Origin of the sequence: Pedobacter xixiisoli (genome assembly GCF_900215335.1) — a bacterium.
Classification (GTDB): Bacteria; Bacteroidota; Bacteroidia; order Sphingobacteriales; family Sphingobacteriaceae; genus Pedobacter; species Pedobacter xixiisoli.
In genome coordinates, this window is sequence record NZ_OCMT01000004.1 from 291,664 (window position 1) to 306,321 (window position 14,658).

12 protein-coding genes are annotated in these 14,658 nt (G+C 36.7%); 1 reads left to right on the plus strand and 11 read right to left on the minus strand.

Going from position 1 to position 14,658, the window contains the following annotated elements:
• Positions 1 to 85 precede the first annotated feature (85 nt).
• Positions 86 to 1,024: a glycosyltransferase family 2 protein gene (locus tag CRO54_RS17415; RefSeq protein ID WP_097133359.1), complete on the plus strand. Its 939-nt coding sequence runs from the start codon at positions 86 to 88 to the stop codon at positions 1,022 to 1,024.
• On the opposite strand, the gene CRO54_RS17420 is transcribed toward CRO54_RS17415, so the two are convergent.
• The 11 genes from CRO54_RS17420 to CRO54_RS17470 form a co-directional block, all read right to left on the minus strand.
• The gene (locus tag CRO54_RS17420; protein WP_097133360.1) at positions 1,021 to 1,797 is read right to left on the minus strand and encodes a glycosyltransferase family 2 protein; all 777 of its coding nucleotides are present in this window, start codon (positions 1,795 to 1,797) and stop codon (positions 1,021 to 1,023) included. The genes CRO54_RS17415 and CRO54_RS17420 overlap by 4 nt on opposite strands.
• Complete coding sequence (locus CRO54_RS17425) at positions 1,794 to 2,759, minus strand: GDP-mannose 4,6-dehydratase (protein ID WP_097133361.1); 966 nt, start codon at positions 2,757 to 2,759, stop codon at positions 1,794 to 1,796. Before CRO54_RS17425 ends, CRO54_RS17420 begins: the two co-directional genes overlap by 4 nt.
• Positions 2,756 to 3,880 (minus strand): glycosyltransferase family 4 protein, encoded by a 1,125-nt coding sequence (locus tag CRO54_RS17430; protein WP_097133362.1) that lies wholly within the window; start codon positions 3,878 to 3,880, stop codon positions 2,756 to 2,758. Before CRO54_RS17430 ends, CRO54_RS17425 begins: the two co-directional genes overlap by 4 nt.
• Positions 3,877 to 4,695, minus strand: a complete 819-nt coding sequence (locus tag CRO54_RS17435) for a class I SAM-dependent methyltransferase (protein ID WP_097133363.1) — start codon at positions 4,693 to 4,695, stop codon at positions 3,877 to 3,879. Before CRO54_RS17435 ends, CRO54_RS17430 begins: the two co-directional genes overlap by 4 nt.
• 5 nt (positions 4,696 to 4,700) lie before the next feature.
• Positions 4,701 to 5,840 carry a glycosyltransferase gene (locus CRO54_RS17440; RefSeq protein ID WP_097133364.1) on the minus strand — a complete coding sequence of 380 codons (1,140 nt, stop codon included), beginning with the start codon at positions 5,838 to 5,840 and terminating at the stop codon, positions 4,701 to 4,703.
• A 119-nt stretch (positions 5,841 to 5,959) separates the two neighbouring features.
• Positions 5,960 to 9,001, minus strand: coding sequence for a translation initiation factor IF-2 (gene infB / locus CRO54_RS17445; protein ID WP_097133365.1), 3,042 nt, complete (start codon positions 8,999 to 9,001; stop codon positions 5,960 to 5,962).
• 67 nt (positions 9,002 to 9,068) lie between these two features.
• Positions 9,069 to 10,304 (minus strand): transcription termination factor NusA, encoded by a 1,236-nt coding sequence (gene nusA / locus CRO54_RS17450; protein WP_097133366.1) that lies wholly within the window; start codon positions 10,302 to 10,304, stop codon positions 9,069 to 9,071.
• A gap of 2 nt (positions 10,305 to 10,306) precedes the next feature.
• Positions 10,307 to 10,771, minus strand: a complete 465-nt coding sequence (gene rimP, locus CRO54_RS17455) for a ribosome assembly cofactor RimP (protein WP_097133367.1) — start codon at positions 10,769 to 10,771, stop codon at positions 10,307 to 10,309.
• 118 nt (positions 10,772 to 10,889) lie between these two features.
• The gene (locus CRO54_RS17460; RefSeq protein ID WP_138765863.1) at positions 10,890 to 11,567 is read right to left on the minus strand and encodes an outer membrane beta-barrel protein; all 678 of its coding nucleotides are present in this window, start codon (positions 11,565 to 11,567) and stop codon (positions 10,890 to 10,892) included.
• Between the two features lie 209 nt (positions 11,568 to 11,776).
• Complete coding sequence (locus CRO54_RS17465; RefSeq protein WP_097133369.1) at positions 11,777 to 13,486, minus strand: carboxypeptidase-like regulatory domain-containing protein; 1,710 nt, start codon at positions 13,484 to 13,486, stop codon at positions 11,777 to 11,779.
• 367 nt (positions 13,487 to 13,853) lie between these two features.
• Positions 13,854 to 14,444 (minus strand): hypothetical protein, encoded by a 591-nt coding sequence (locus tag CRO54_RS17470; RefSeq protein ID WP_097133370.1) that lies wholly within the window; start codon positions 14,442 to 14,444, stop codon positions 13,854 to 13,856.
• Positions 14,445 to 14,658 lie beyond the last annotated feature (214 nt).

Genomic DNA, 14,658 nt, shown 5'->3' on the forward strand with positions numbered 1-14,658 from the left:
TATACATTTTAAAGAAAAGTACATTTAGCAAGCTAAATCTACTTTTTAAACACATTGGGAGCGAAAATTTTAAATACACATAGTTATGTCTTTGATATCTGTTATTATTCCGACTCACAATTATGGGCATCTAATTACGGAAACCATAAACTGTTTATTTGACCAAACCTTTAAAGATTGGGAAGCAATTATTGTTGATGATGGCTCTACCGATGGCACGAAGGATATTGTTGAAAAACTAATTAGTTTAGACTCACGTCTAAGCTATATTGAACAACCAAATAGAGGCGTTTCTAGCGCTAGAAACCTTGGACTTAAAAATGCGAAAGGGAAGTATATCCAATTTCTAGATGCAGACGATCTAATTTCTCCCAACAAAATAGAAGCGCAGTTGGCATTAATGGAAAGCAATCCCGAAATTGACATTTGTCTAGTCAATGCCAAATACTTCGAAAGCGAAAATAAAGAACAATATTACTCAACCATAGACAAAAAGCAACAGCATGCTCCAGAGAAGATAAGCGGTTTGGGATTTCCAATTATTCATGCTTATCTACAAAATAATAAATCGGTTATCCAAAGTCCAATTTTTAAAAAAGCAATTATTGAAAGTGTAGGAGCTTTTAAAGAAACCATGCCCTATTTAGAAGATTGGGACCTATGGTTCAGAATTGCTATCTATAATTATCGCTTCGGATTTCTGGATGATGAAAGTGCCTTGGCTTTAGTAAGAATTCATCCCTTAAGCGCATCCCAGAAAGATAATAGCCTTTTAGAAGCGGAAGCAGAATTGCGGGCGCTAATAAAAGGTTATGTCATAAATTCTACACTTCCAGCTCCTCAGAAGGCAGAACTGCTTGCACTCAATAAAAAACTGCTCATCAATACCTTTAAATATTTGATGGCAAAAACCCACATCTCAGACTTAAGTAAGTTCGTAAAATACTATCAGTTACTTGCTGGCAGCAATGTTTTTTCAAAGGCGTTTTTAAAATCGCTTAATATTAGAAGAAAAAATATTTAACGTATTCCTAAAAACTTCTTAATCTTAATAGTATACCTCAATTTTCTGAGCTGCCTTCTCGCAGCCCAAAGTTCTTCGTAGTTCGGCAAAAATGCAGAAAAATGTGCTTCTATAACTTTCTTCCGTTCTGCCAAAATTTGAGGCACGCTATCTTCTTGGGTACTAATGCCCCCTTCAATAAACTCTGACACTGTTATATCAATTCTTTTATAGCTACAATTATGTTTACAGACAGCTAATAAAAAGAACTTCCAATCGGAAACAATTTTGAGCTCATCATCATATAAGCCTACCAAATCAAATAGTTCTTTTTTAATAAATGTTGAAGGATGCGGAATTCCATAAAAATAGAACAAATCGAAAGTAAGCAAATGCTCAGGCTTCCAATCTCTCCTTTGTCCCTCATTAACAAAAACCATATCAGCTATGATAAGATCCTTATCAAATCCATAGGCTACGCAATTATTTATCACATGTTCAGTGGCCAACTTGTCCCCGCTATTTACGAATAAAAGATAATCTCCCGTAGCTTGCTTAATTCCTTTGTTCATGGCATCGAAAACGCCTTTATCTTTTTCGCTTACAGCATAGGCCAAATGATGCCTGTTGCTTTCAATTACATCGGTACTGGAGTCGGTGGATCCTCCGTCGATAACAATATGTTCTATTTCTGCATAGCTTTGGCCGGCCACGCTTGCTATTGTTTCTGCTAAACCTTCCGCATGGTTATAATTTACGGTTATTATTGATATTTTTAATTGTAAAGGTGTCATATCTTCGGCAGATTTTTTAATTCTTCTTCTAGTAACAATTCCAAAACTTTATAAAAATCGTAATCATAGTTCCAGCCCAGTTCATTCTTAGCTTTTGTGTTGTCGCCATAAATATCTAAAATTTCATTTGGACGGTACAACATCGGATTAACGATGCACCTATCTTTAGAAATATTTAACATATCAAACACGTAATGAATGATAGACTTTAAGCTAATTGATTTTCCAGAACAAATTAAATAGTCAGAAGCTCGTTCTTGTTGAAGCATTTGGTACATCGCCTCTACATAACTAGGTGAATATCCAAAATCGCGTTTAATGTCAACATTTCCAACTTCGATAAAATCCTGTAATCCATGAGCAATCCTAATACTTTGTTGAAGTACCTTTTTGACGAAGAAGTTTTCGCTTCTCAAATAAGATTCATGATTAAAAAGAATGCCACACGCCACATATAGCTTATAGCTTTCTCGATAATTCACACACGTAAAATGGGCTGCAACTTTTGAAGTAGCATAGGGGCTCAATGGGTGCAATACACTATTCTCTGTAATTGGAAGTTCGTTTACTTTGCCACACATTTCGCTACTACTTGCTTGATAAAGCCTGATAGCTGGATTAACCAATTTTATCGTCTCTAAAAAATTAAATACACTAATTGTGTTAAATTTAAACGTGTCAATGGGGTTATTAAACGACTCGAATACAGAGCTTTGAGCAGCAAGATTGTAGATTTCCTCAGGTTTTTCGCTTGATATGACGTCTACTATTGCTTTTTTGTTCATTAAGTTACACTCTTTGAGTATGATGTCACCTTTTACACCTAAATACGTTAAACCACCAAGCTCTTTAGATTGTCCTTCTCTAATGAGTCCAATAACTCGATAGTTTTTCTTTAATAACAATGCAGCAAGATAAGCCCCATCTTGTCCAGAAATTCCAGATATTATTGCTGTTTTCAACTTTTTAATGCCGATTTAAATACTTTTACACAATCTGCTACAGTTTTTTCCCAACTAAACTTACTTGCTTGCACAATACCTTTCTTACTATAATGTGTTCTTAAGTTTTCATCTTCCAAAAGTGCTCTTACCTTTTGATTCAAATCTTCTGCGTTGTCTAATTCAAAATAAAGCCCAGCATCTTCTGCAACTTCAGGAAACGAACTATGGGCTGCCAAAACTACAGGGCATCCACAACTCATTGCTTCAAGAACGGGGATGCCAAAGCCCTCATAAGCCGAAGGAAATACGAAGCATTTTGCTTTTTTATAATAGGTTGCCAATTCAAAATCTTTAAAGTTAATTTGAATAACCTTTTCATCTAACCCCAAGTTTTTAATCATTTCCCCCTCGTCTTCATTAAACGCATTACCTCCAGCACAAACTAAAAATAAACCTTGAGTGTCCAATAATAAAGAAGCAATAGCGTTTAGGAAAAATGCAAAATTTTTATAACCACCTCTATTTCCTACAAAAAGAATATAGTTTGCTGGAAGACCTAACTCTAAAATTTCGCTATTGTCTAAACTATGAGATAAGTAAACAACATCTATTTTAGAAGCGTCAGTTTTGGGATGAAATTTTAGAATGTCGTTTTTGGTACTTTGAGAAATAGCTATAATCTTGGTCGCTTTTTCTATCAATTTGGCTTTCTGTATAGCGATGTGGTCTTCTGAGGATAAATGAGAAGGGAAAATTTCATGAATCATGTCATACACATTCAATACAAAAGGCTTATCTCTTAAATCAGATAAGAAATCTGTATCATAATAAGTCGGCACAAACACATCAAAATTCTGTGATTGCAAAGATTTAGTAATCCCTTTCCCATTTTTTCTTGTACAGTATCTTTTCCTTTTTTCTATATTAAATCTTAATTCCAACATCATATTTAGCTGATCCAAAATGGGAATTTTAGGATTAATTTTTTCTGAATAATGTATGTTTTCTGAATAAATTATCGGGCAAATTGCTTGATGTGCAGAATAGCTATTAATACCGTTTATGAGTTCTGTAAAGTACCTTGAAATACCTCCAAACTTCTGTAGTTCAAAAATTTGTCCGTCGAATAAAACTCTCATAAATTTGCCAATTTATTTTTGATTTGTTCAAAATCCTTTGACAATAGGGATTCTCGTTCGGGATTTTGTTTTTGATCAAATTTTCTTAAAAATTTTCTAAATTTTCGAATAAGCAAAGGTTCTCTTTTTTTTATAAAAGGATTTTCAGACAAATTTTTCTTAGTAAACAAGTGCGTACTAATACCATCAGTATAAAAGTTATAACCAAACTTGGCTCCTAAGCTTGCCAGTGCTTTTTCTGTATATAGCGCAACATGCTGTCCGGTTTCTGGAATAAAATACCACCAATCTTCAACAGAGCTAATAGTTGGTTTTGGTAAAAGGATTGTACTAAATAAAATACTATCTGCTAAATTACTTATCTTTTCTACCTCAGCCATAGGATCTGGTAAATGCTCAAAAACTTCAAATGCCGTAACTAATTCAAATTTTTGTCCTAGCGGTAAGTCTGCTAAGTCAAAAAATTCAGCAAATATATTTTTACAATAAGGATCTGTATGATAAAAATCGAAACCTTTGTCACGCATCATTCTAGTAAATAGGCCGTAACCGCCAGCATAGTCCAAAAACTTTTTAGATGTATCAAAGTTCTCGAACAATATTTTAACGGTTTTATCCCTCAGTTCTTCATTTCTGCTTGCTAATCCAATATCCAGCTTGGTGATTGTGGAAGAGTAAGCTTCTTCTAACCAAAAAGGCTCTTCTGTTTGTATAAAACCAGTCTGGTTACATTTAAAATATCCTACTTCATATTTATTAAGAATGGTTGCAGTAAATATCTTCTCTGTATTTCCTCCTGTAATTTTGCTTAGCATATCTGTTATCTTAAGTTTTCGGTCATTATTTTTTTGAAAGAATCCTTCACGCTTGCCACGCTAAAATTCTCAAGAGTATAATTTTTTACTTTATTACTGCTTTGTAAGTAGTATTCATCGCTAAGTGCCAGCACCGCTTCAATATTTTGCATTAAACAATCTATGGTAAGCTCATCCATTTCAAAGATAAAATCCTTTTTAGCAAAACCACAATATTTGCTCACAATAGGGATCAAACCTGCAGACATTGGTTCTATGGTTCCTCCTGGCAATCCATCAACGTAACTCGGGGATAGCGTGTAACTACACTTTTCAATAATTTCACGCATCTCGACAGAATCCATGCGGATGTTTTTAAACAAGAATACATTTTTACGTTTATGTAAAACCTCGTAATAATATTCCTCTAGCTCTGGATTAAGGCTTGGCAAAACAATATAAAAATTCAAATCACTCCTAAGCTTTACTACTTCTAGTAAAATATGTAATCCTTTTGCAAGTTGATAAGCGCCACTCAGGTATAAAAAATTAGCCGTTCTACTGGCAGCGGTTTTTGGAGCAAGGCCAGCAAAGGCTCCTATAATATTGTTATTTAATGAGCATAAAGTATTTTTAAAGCGAGTCCTAAAATCGTTATAAATATGTGATTCGGCCAAAATTACTACGATATCCGAACTGTGCATTGCATAATAGGTGCTTGCCGCCAAAACCTTCGATTCCGATGGAAGCCAAAGCTTAGAAAGCTGATAAAAATCTTCCACACATTTAAGACTCATCATATTTTGGAATTCTTCATGAGCTCCTGTAACAAACAAAATACGAATAGAGTTATTTTGCATTTTGTGATAAAAAGACTGCTCAAAATTATAACCAAAACCAAAAACAACCTGATATTTTTCATAATTTATGTGTTCTGTTTTGGAAATAAAATCTACTACATCGACATTATAACCTAATTCGGAAAAAGCCTCAGTTATAAGATGCGCAGTAAAATAGTTTTGATGAAGAAAATTATTCTCCACTTTAAAAGGCGTAACAATATAAGAAATAAGCACATGCCTATCATAGGTGGTTTGGTAGAGATTATTTATCAACGTTTGATTAATAGCCTCTTTATCTCTCTTTTTAAAAATTTTCTTAAACATGCGATTCGAGATTTACTCTCTTATTATTTTACTTAAAAGAACACCTTTACCTTTAAAAATACGATTAATTAAAAAAGGAGCGATAAAATCGCTCCTTTTATATCTCAGATAAATTGTATTTACAACTTACGTTTTACTTCTACTTGTTCGTAAGCCTCTACGATATCGCCCACTTCAATGTTGTTAAAGTTTTGGATATTCAAACCACATTCGTAGCCTTTAGAAACTTCTTTCACGTCATCTTTATAACGTTTCAACGATGCCAATTCACCAGTATAGATCACTACACCATCACGAACGATACGGATTTTGCTATTTCTGGTAATTTTACCATCTAACACCATACATCCTGCAATGGTACCCACCTTAGTGATTTTAAAGGTCTCACGGATTTCTACGTTAGCCACAATTTTCTCTTCGAATTCTGGTGCTAACATACCTTCCATTGCCGCTTTAATCTCATTGATTGCATCGTAGATGATTGAGTACAAACGAATATCGATTTGCTCTGCCTCGGCCAATTTACGAGCACCAGTTGATGGACGTACTTGGAAACCGATAATAATCGCATCTGATGCAGAAGCTAACAATACGTCACTTTCAGAAATCTGACCTACTGCTTTGCTAATTACATTGATCTGTATCTCAGGTGTAGAAAGTTTCAATAATGAATCCGCTAATGCCTCGATAGAACCATCCACGTCACCTTTGATGATCAAGTTCAACTCCTTGAAGTTTCCGATCGCTAAACGACGGCCAATCTCCGCTAAAGTGATATGTTTCTGTGTACGCAATCCTTGCTCACGCATTAACTGCAAACGCTTATTGGCGATATCTCTTGCCTCAGTTTCACTTTCTAGTGCATTAAATCTATCTCCCGCAGTTGGTGCGCCTTGCATACCCAATACCTGTACTGGTACAGAAGGGCCTGCTTCGTTTACCTTAGCACCACGTTCGTTAAATAATGCTTTTACTCTACCGCTGTAGCTACCTGCTAAAATTGGATCACCAACCTTTAAAGTACCACCTTGAACCAGAACTGTAGTTACAATACCACGTCCTTTATCTAAAGTAGCCTCAATTACCGTACCTGTAGCACGTTTATTAGGATTAGCTTTAAGCTCTAATAACTCAGCTTCTAGCAATACTTTATCTAATAGTAAGTCTACGTTTAAACCGCTCTTACCAGAAATCTCTTGTGACTGATATTTACCACCCCAATCCTCAACCAAGATATTCATTACAGATAACTGTTCACGAATTCTATCTGAGTTGGCTCCTGGCTTATCGATCTTAGTAAATGCAAATACCAAAGGTACACCTGCCGCCTGAGCGTGGTTAATTGCCTCTTTCGTTTGAGGCATCACCGCATCGTCCGCAGCTACCACAATAATGGCAATATCTGCAACCTTAGCACCACGAGCACGCATCGCCGTAAAGGCTTCGTGACCTGGCGTATCTAAGAACGTAATTTCTTTTCCAGTACTAGTTGTTACCTTGTAAGCACCAATGTGCTGTGTAATACCACCAGCCTCTCCAGCTACTACGTTTGCTTTACGAATATAATCTAGCAATGAAGTTTTACCATGATCCACGTGACCCATAATGGTTACCACAGGAACTCTTGGAATTAAGTTCTCTTCAGAATCTTCTTCTTCAATGTTGATATCTTCCTCTTCATCTGGTTTTACGAATTGGATTTCGTAACCAAACTCATCAGCAACAATAGTTAAGGTTTCTGCATCTAAACGTTGGTTAATTGACACGAACATCCCTAAGCTCATACAGGTTCCAATAATTTTGGTTACTGGTACGTCTATCATGTTGGCCAATTCGTTGGCAGTAACAAACTCTGTTACCTTCAACACCTTCGATTGTGCTTCTTCCTCTAATGCTGCTTCTTCTGCCGAAAGTGCCACATCATCACGTTTTTGACGACGAAGTTTAGCTCTTTGTGCAAATTTACCAGATTTACCAGCGCCGCTTAAACGAGCAAGCGTTGCCTTAATTTGATCTTGGATTTCTTTCTCAGTAGGTTCCTCTTTTGGAGTATTGCTACCTGGAGCATTTCTATTTCCTTGATAACCTGGACGGTTATTGTTATTGTTTCTGTTACCTTGGTAACCACCACCTTGTCCGCCTCCAGGACGATTACCTTGGTAAGGTGTTCTTTGGCCACCACCTTGTTGGTTAGCACCTGGCGTACCCGTAGCAGTACCTCCTTGGCCTTGTTGCTGTCCACCAGCACCAGGAGCTCCCGGAGTTTTCTTACGTTTACGCTTACGTCTCGCATCAGCATCGCTGGATGAAGAAGCAACAGGTTGGTTTCTTCGATCTGGTGTAGTTGGCAATACAATTTTACCGATGATATTTGGACCAGTCAATTTTACCGAACGGGCTTTGATTACCTCGTCTTGTGGTGCCACTGGCTTAGCAGCAGGAGCTGCCTCCTCCTTCTTAGGTTCCGCTGGTTTAACTTCCGCTGGCTTTTCTGCTGCCTTAACTGGCTCTGCAGGCTTTTCGGCCACAGGTTTTTCCACTACAGGCTTCTCTTCTACTTTAGGGGCAACCACTTCTACTGGTTTTTCTTCCTTAACAACAGGAGGTACAACAGCAGCAGGAGGAGGAGCTTCTTCTTTCTTAACAGGGCGAGTTTTCGGGTTTAAATCATTAAGATTGATTTTCCCTACAATTTTGACACCTGGTAAACCAGCTTCTTCTACAGTTTCTGTAGGCTTAACTTCCGGAGCTTTTGGTGCTTCTTTAACTTCCTCTTTCACTGGCTCTACTGGTTTTTCAACCACAGGCTTTTCAGCTACAGGCTTCTCTGTAGGCGCAGTAAATTGGTTTAAGTTTTTGATCAGAACACCTTCGCTCTCAAAATCTGTATTTTTCTTAGGAGCTTCAGAAGCGCTTTCGTTTGTTACTTCAGGTTCATCACGACGAATTTTGCCAATAACTATTTGGTTAGCCTCTTCCTTTACTATTTTATCTCCCTGAAACTCTCTAAGCAAGACATTGTACATCTCTCCAGAAAGTTTGGTATTAGGCTTATTATCCACAGCATAGCCCTTCTTACCAAGAAACTCTACCGCGGTGGCAAGTCCAATGTTAAGTTCTTTTGCTGCTTTTAATAATACTATGGTTTTGTCGTCTGACATTGATTATCCTGTTTTTTTCTAATTATACAAAAGTAACGTTTATTCTGATTTAATTCAAGTAAGACTTTTACTCGAATTCTGATTGCAGAATAGCAACTACTTCTTTGATTGTTTCTTCTTCTAGATCGGTTCTTTTCACTAACTCATCTAAAGAAAGTGACAATACACTTTTTGCTGTATCTAGACCGATTGCTTTTAATTCATCGATAATCCAGCTATCGATTTCGTCTGAGAATTCTTCTAAATCCACATCCTCATCTTCTTCACCAGCCTCACGATACACATCTATCTCGTAACCAGTTAATTTACCAGCTAGTTTGATATTGTGTCCGCCACGGCCAATGGCTAACGAAACCTGATCTGGCTTTAAGTAAACCGCAGCACGTTTAGTTTCATCATCTAATTTAATAGACGTGATTTTTGCAGGGCTTAAAGCACGTTGGATATATAACGAAACGTTAGTAGTAAAGTTAATTACGTCAATATTTTCGTTTTTCAATTCTCTCACGATACCGTGGATACGAGAACCTTTCATACCAACACATGCACCTACTGGATCAATTCTATCATCGTAAGATTCTACCGCAACTTTAGCACGCTCTCCTGGTTCACGAACAATTTTCTTAACGGTAATCAAACCATCAAAAATCTCTGGAACTTCAATTTCGAACAAACGTTGCAAAAATTCTGGTGCTACCCTAGAAATAATGATTTTTGGTGTAGCGTTAATCATATCTACCTTAGAAATTACGGCACGTACTGCATCGCCTTTCTTAAAGTAATCGGCAGGAATTTGCTCTGTTTTAGGCATCAACAACTCGTTTCCTTCGTCGTCTAATACCAAAGTTTCCTTTTTCCAAACTTGGTAAACCTCTCCAGTTACAATTTCGCCAACTCTATCTTTATATTTTTTGAAGATTTCGTCTTTCTCTAATTCTAAAACTTTAGAAACCAAGGTTTGGCGAGCAGCTAAGATAGCTCTACGTCCAAAACTTTCTAAAGTAATTTGCTCAATGTAATCATCGCCCACTTCCAAATCAGCATCATACTGGTGTACTTCCGCCAATTCAATTTCTAGATCATCATCCTCAGAGAAACCATCTTCCATTACTTTTCTGGTTCTCCAAATCTCCAAATCTCCATTATCTGGGTTCACAATCACATCGCAGTTTTCGTCTGTTCCGTATTTTTTACGCAACATACTGCGAAACACCTCTTCTAATACGCTAATTACCGTAGGGCGGTCGATATTCTTAAAGTCTTTAAACTCCTGAAAAGAATCGATTAAATTAATATTGTTCATTTTTATTTAAATGAAATTAAAACCTTTGTTTCTGTTATATCTTTCAAAGCGATTTGGCTGCTCACCAATTGCACTTTTTTTCCTTTTTCTTTCACTTGCTCTTCAATCGTAATCGAAGCTTCGTCTGCAGCCGTTAACTTGCCTTCCTTTTTGTCTCCACTGGTCAACTTTAATGCCAATTCTCTACCAATATTTTTAACATATTGCCTAGTTAACTTTAATGGCTCGCCCACTCCAGGAGAAGACACTTCAAGATTGTAAGCCGTTTCGATCACATTTTCTTCTTCCAAATGGAAACCTACATGTCTGCTTATCGCTACACAATCTTGTATACTGATGCCTTCGTCTCCATCCACATGGATAATCAACTTATTGTTGGGCAACATCTTAACGTCAACCAAAAATAATTCTGGTCTATCTGCAATTTTTTCTTCAACCAGTTCTCTAACTCTCTTTTCTAGCTGCATAGTATAAATTATTGCTAAATAAAAAGAGGGGACACACGTCCCCTCTTTTCTTGTTTTGCTCTGCAAAGATACAAAAATATTTTAATTTAAAAAATCAATATCGCTTACAGCTAATGTTTTAGAAGTTGAACCTGGCACCAAGAGAAAAGTCTAATCTTGTCATGCTTTCTTTTTGACCGTCAGGCAAGGTCTCTGTCACCGACATGTTTCCTCTTTCATAGGTAAGCTTACTTAACACGCCCCCTACCAGGGAAACCTGTGCACCTAGTGCAAAATGTTTGATGATGCGATAATCATACCCAGCATCTATTGCAGACCCCACCGTACCCCCTGTAGTTTTAACTCGCATAGCATCTGTGTCACTTAAATATGCCATATACCCTATAGCCACATTAAAAAGAAATACGTGCTTACTGTTTGGACTATCATATTTTGTAGCAAAACTCGGCCCTATAAACGAATTCACTAAAGTCGTTTTCGCTTCACCTTGAGGAATCATCATTTCATCATAAACCATGATGCTATTCGACGATCTGAACTGGTTAAACTTTACACCCAATCCCCAAGTTGGCTTAATAAAATAAGATACATCTGCACCGTAATGATATCCAGATTTTAAGGCAGACACATGATCTCTAAATTCAGTCGGCACAGCATCGGAAGTTTTGGCTAATAATCTACTAAAGCCTCCCTGTACGCCAATTCTAAAACGTTGAGCGGTGACCGTTTGTGCAACGTCTTGTGCGTTCACTTGAAAAGCAAAGCTTACTAAGAGCGCAATAAGTAATTTTTTCATTTCTTTATAAAATAATTTAGATGGTATTTTTTGATCGTTTAAGCCGTGAAAATAAGAACTTAAGAGCAACACTCCAATAAGTATTGTCAAAAAAGAATACTCAAAATTTGTTTAACAAAATCAACAATTAAGAGCTGAAATACGCAGCATGATGAGAACACCAGCCACAGGTATAATCCGACAAAATGTAGCCTCGGTATCATCACTCATTATCTTTTAATAACAATGCCTAAACCAAAGGCATGCCGAGCTTGCTTAACAGTTAACGTATTTAATGTGGATACGCCAGAAGCAGTATTAAAATCTGATGAAATGAATAAAGCTCTTGTGCGTGTAAGATCATAAGATGCTCTCAGGCCATAGTTAAATGCATTATATTTGACCTCTGCTTTTTCAAATTTAATGTAGTTCCGCTGAAAACCAGCGTAGGGGGTGAGTGTAATGTTTCTTGCCTCTCTATTGAGGATAAATTCATTTGAAAGATGAAGGGCAAAGGTAGAAAGGCTAATTTTCTTCTTGTTCCAAAAATTGGATGCGGATTTAAACCCAACAAACATGCTTTTGTAAAACCTATAATCTGCACCCAAAGTAAGGCCATAATTGATGCTTTCTGGAATGGAATATATGTTACTGTTAGTCTCCATTGGAAGCTTAGAGGCACCATATTGAACCCTCATGTTATCTCCTCTAATGTAATCATAAACTTTTCTCCCGAAAGGTTTTTTATAATTTTCTTTGGCCGCAAGATTGTTCTTTCTAATGGTATCCAGTTTTACCATTGGAGTCATCTCTACCTTACCTGCCAATTCAGCTTCCCTAAATAACTTTTCATTTTTATCCAATCCCAAACTGCTTGTTGGCTTATTGATTAAAAAGATATCATCCATGTTTTGTACGATATCTTTGTAGGCCGCTTTTTTTACCTCACCAGTATCCAATTCAGTTCTAATGAAATCTACGACGGAGTGGGGTTCTTCTTCCTTATACGTTCCAATACTTTTCGAATGTGCTTCAGCCAAATACCACTTCTTGCCGATCTTTTCATAAACAACACGTTGCGCCAGTTCCTTACGGCCAATAAAAGGTCCAAACTTTGGTATATCGTAGTAGATCAGATTAGCTGATACAAAAGCATAGGAAGCCGTGTCTATATACAAGGTAGCTTCTAGTTTTCTGTATTTTTCATTGCTGTCTAATAAAACACTATTGATCACGAAAACCTTGTGGTTGTTGTAAAATTGCTTTCCCACTAAACGATAATCATACTTTCTTTTTCTCAAAAGCTTTTTGATGACATCTTCATTGTGCGCAATATCTGCAAATCTAACGAGGTTATAGCTGCTAATATTTCGGATGTATTTCAATGTTTCATCGTACAGCGTATCAAGCTGATTGGACAAAACCGTTACTGTAGTTTTTTCGTTGCTGGTATAAGCAGGAACATGTGCCTGTATTACTGCATCAGACTTAAAGTATTGGGATTGATTGCGCCACTTCTGGATACGTAAAATCCCTTTAATTGCAGTAGCCTTATCCGGATAGTTTTCAGGTATTTTTTTGATTGCCTTTTTGATGATGTCTTCTCCACTAACCCCTACAACCACTTCCCTTAATGAGGTACTATTTTCATCTAAGATAACTTTGTAAAAATGCTCAGCTTGGTATAATAAATTGACACTTACATAGCCAACATGACTAAAGTTAATCCCCTTTTCATTTACCGTTTTTAAAGATACATTGAGCTCAAAGTTCCCATTGCTGTTGGTACGGGTCGCTTGTTCGCCAATCCTTACGGTTACACCCGATAGTTTAAGGTCGCTTTTTCTATCGGACACCGTTCCCTTGATGATTACAGCTTGCGAAAAAATCTTGTTGACGTTAAGTAATAAAAGGAAAAATAGGAGATGCCTTAATTTCATTGATGACAAATATATATAACTAATTTAAGTTCGGAGGATAAGAAAAGTAGACTGTTAATGGTATTAGTCCTTCAAACCTTCGCTCAGCTAATGTTCGCTCTCCTTATCTTTTGGTTGGCGTTATCAATACAGCTGTTAAGAAGACTTAAATGTAGGTTTGGTAATAGGTTGCCACATCGCTATTCTCTCCGATAAACAGGAGTAAACTATCGCATGATGAAAATATGTGCGTCATTGCGAACTGAAGCGTAGGACTAAGAAGAGAGAGTGAAGCAATCTCTCCAATCTTAAAATCTTCCGAACACTTATGGTGATACATCAACCACAGGTTTAAAATTAGAAACACCGCTCAACCCAAACTACCCTACTACATAACCTTAATCCCGAACGATACCGATGATCTTTTCAATTCATAATCATGTAGCGGACTTTCAGCCAACGCATTACCTAAACCTAAACGATAAGAAAGCTCGGGCACCATTGTAAAATGTTTGAACTTAATGGCATAACTTACTCCCGCCAAAGCCAAATAGTTGTTCTTTTGAAGCTTGAATTCTTCGTTTTGCTTACTTAGGACGTAAAGGTATTCTGCTCCAGCAATTAGAGATAGCTCTTGATAAAGTTTAACGCTTAATTTTAAGGGTACAGCAAAACTGTTGTCTTTTAATTTTAGTGTCGAATTGCTGGGGATATGGGTTAAAGTATGACGCTCGAAATTAAGGTGCGGTTCCAAAGCTATACCAAGCGACTTATTTAAATTAATAGAAAATACATTACCGAAACCAAAGCCAAGATCTGTTTTTACATCTATTGTTGGCTCATTGATTTGAAAGAAATTTACATTACTTTTTAGAAAAAAGCCCCATTTTACTTTCTCGTTTTTAGCAGTGCTTTGTGCAAATGATTTAAGGCTGCCGATGATGAATAGGCAGCATAGTAGTTTTTTAGATAAGGTCACGATGTTTTTTATAGGTTAAATGTTAGGGTCAAACTAGATATATAATAGAAAATCTTCAAATTCGAAACTTGCTATTTTCCTCTTATAGCAGCTAAAAAGCCATCGATAGCTTCTTTTAAATTTAAGACTAGCGATATAATAATCACTATTGATATGATGACCAGTACAATTTTTAAAGGGTTATTTTTCATCGGTGAGATGGATGTTTGATTGT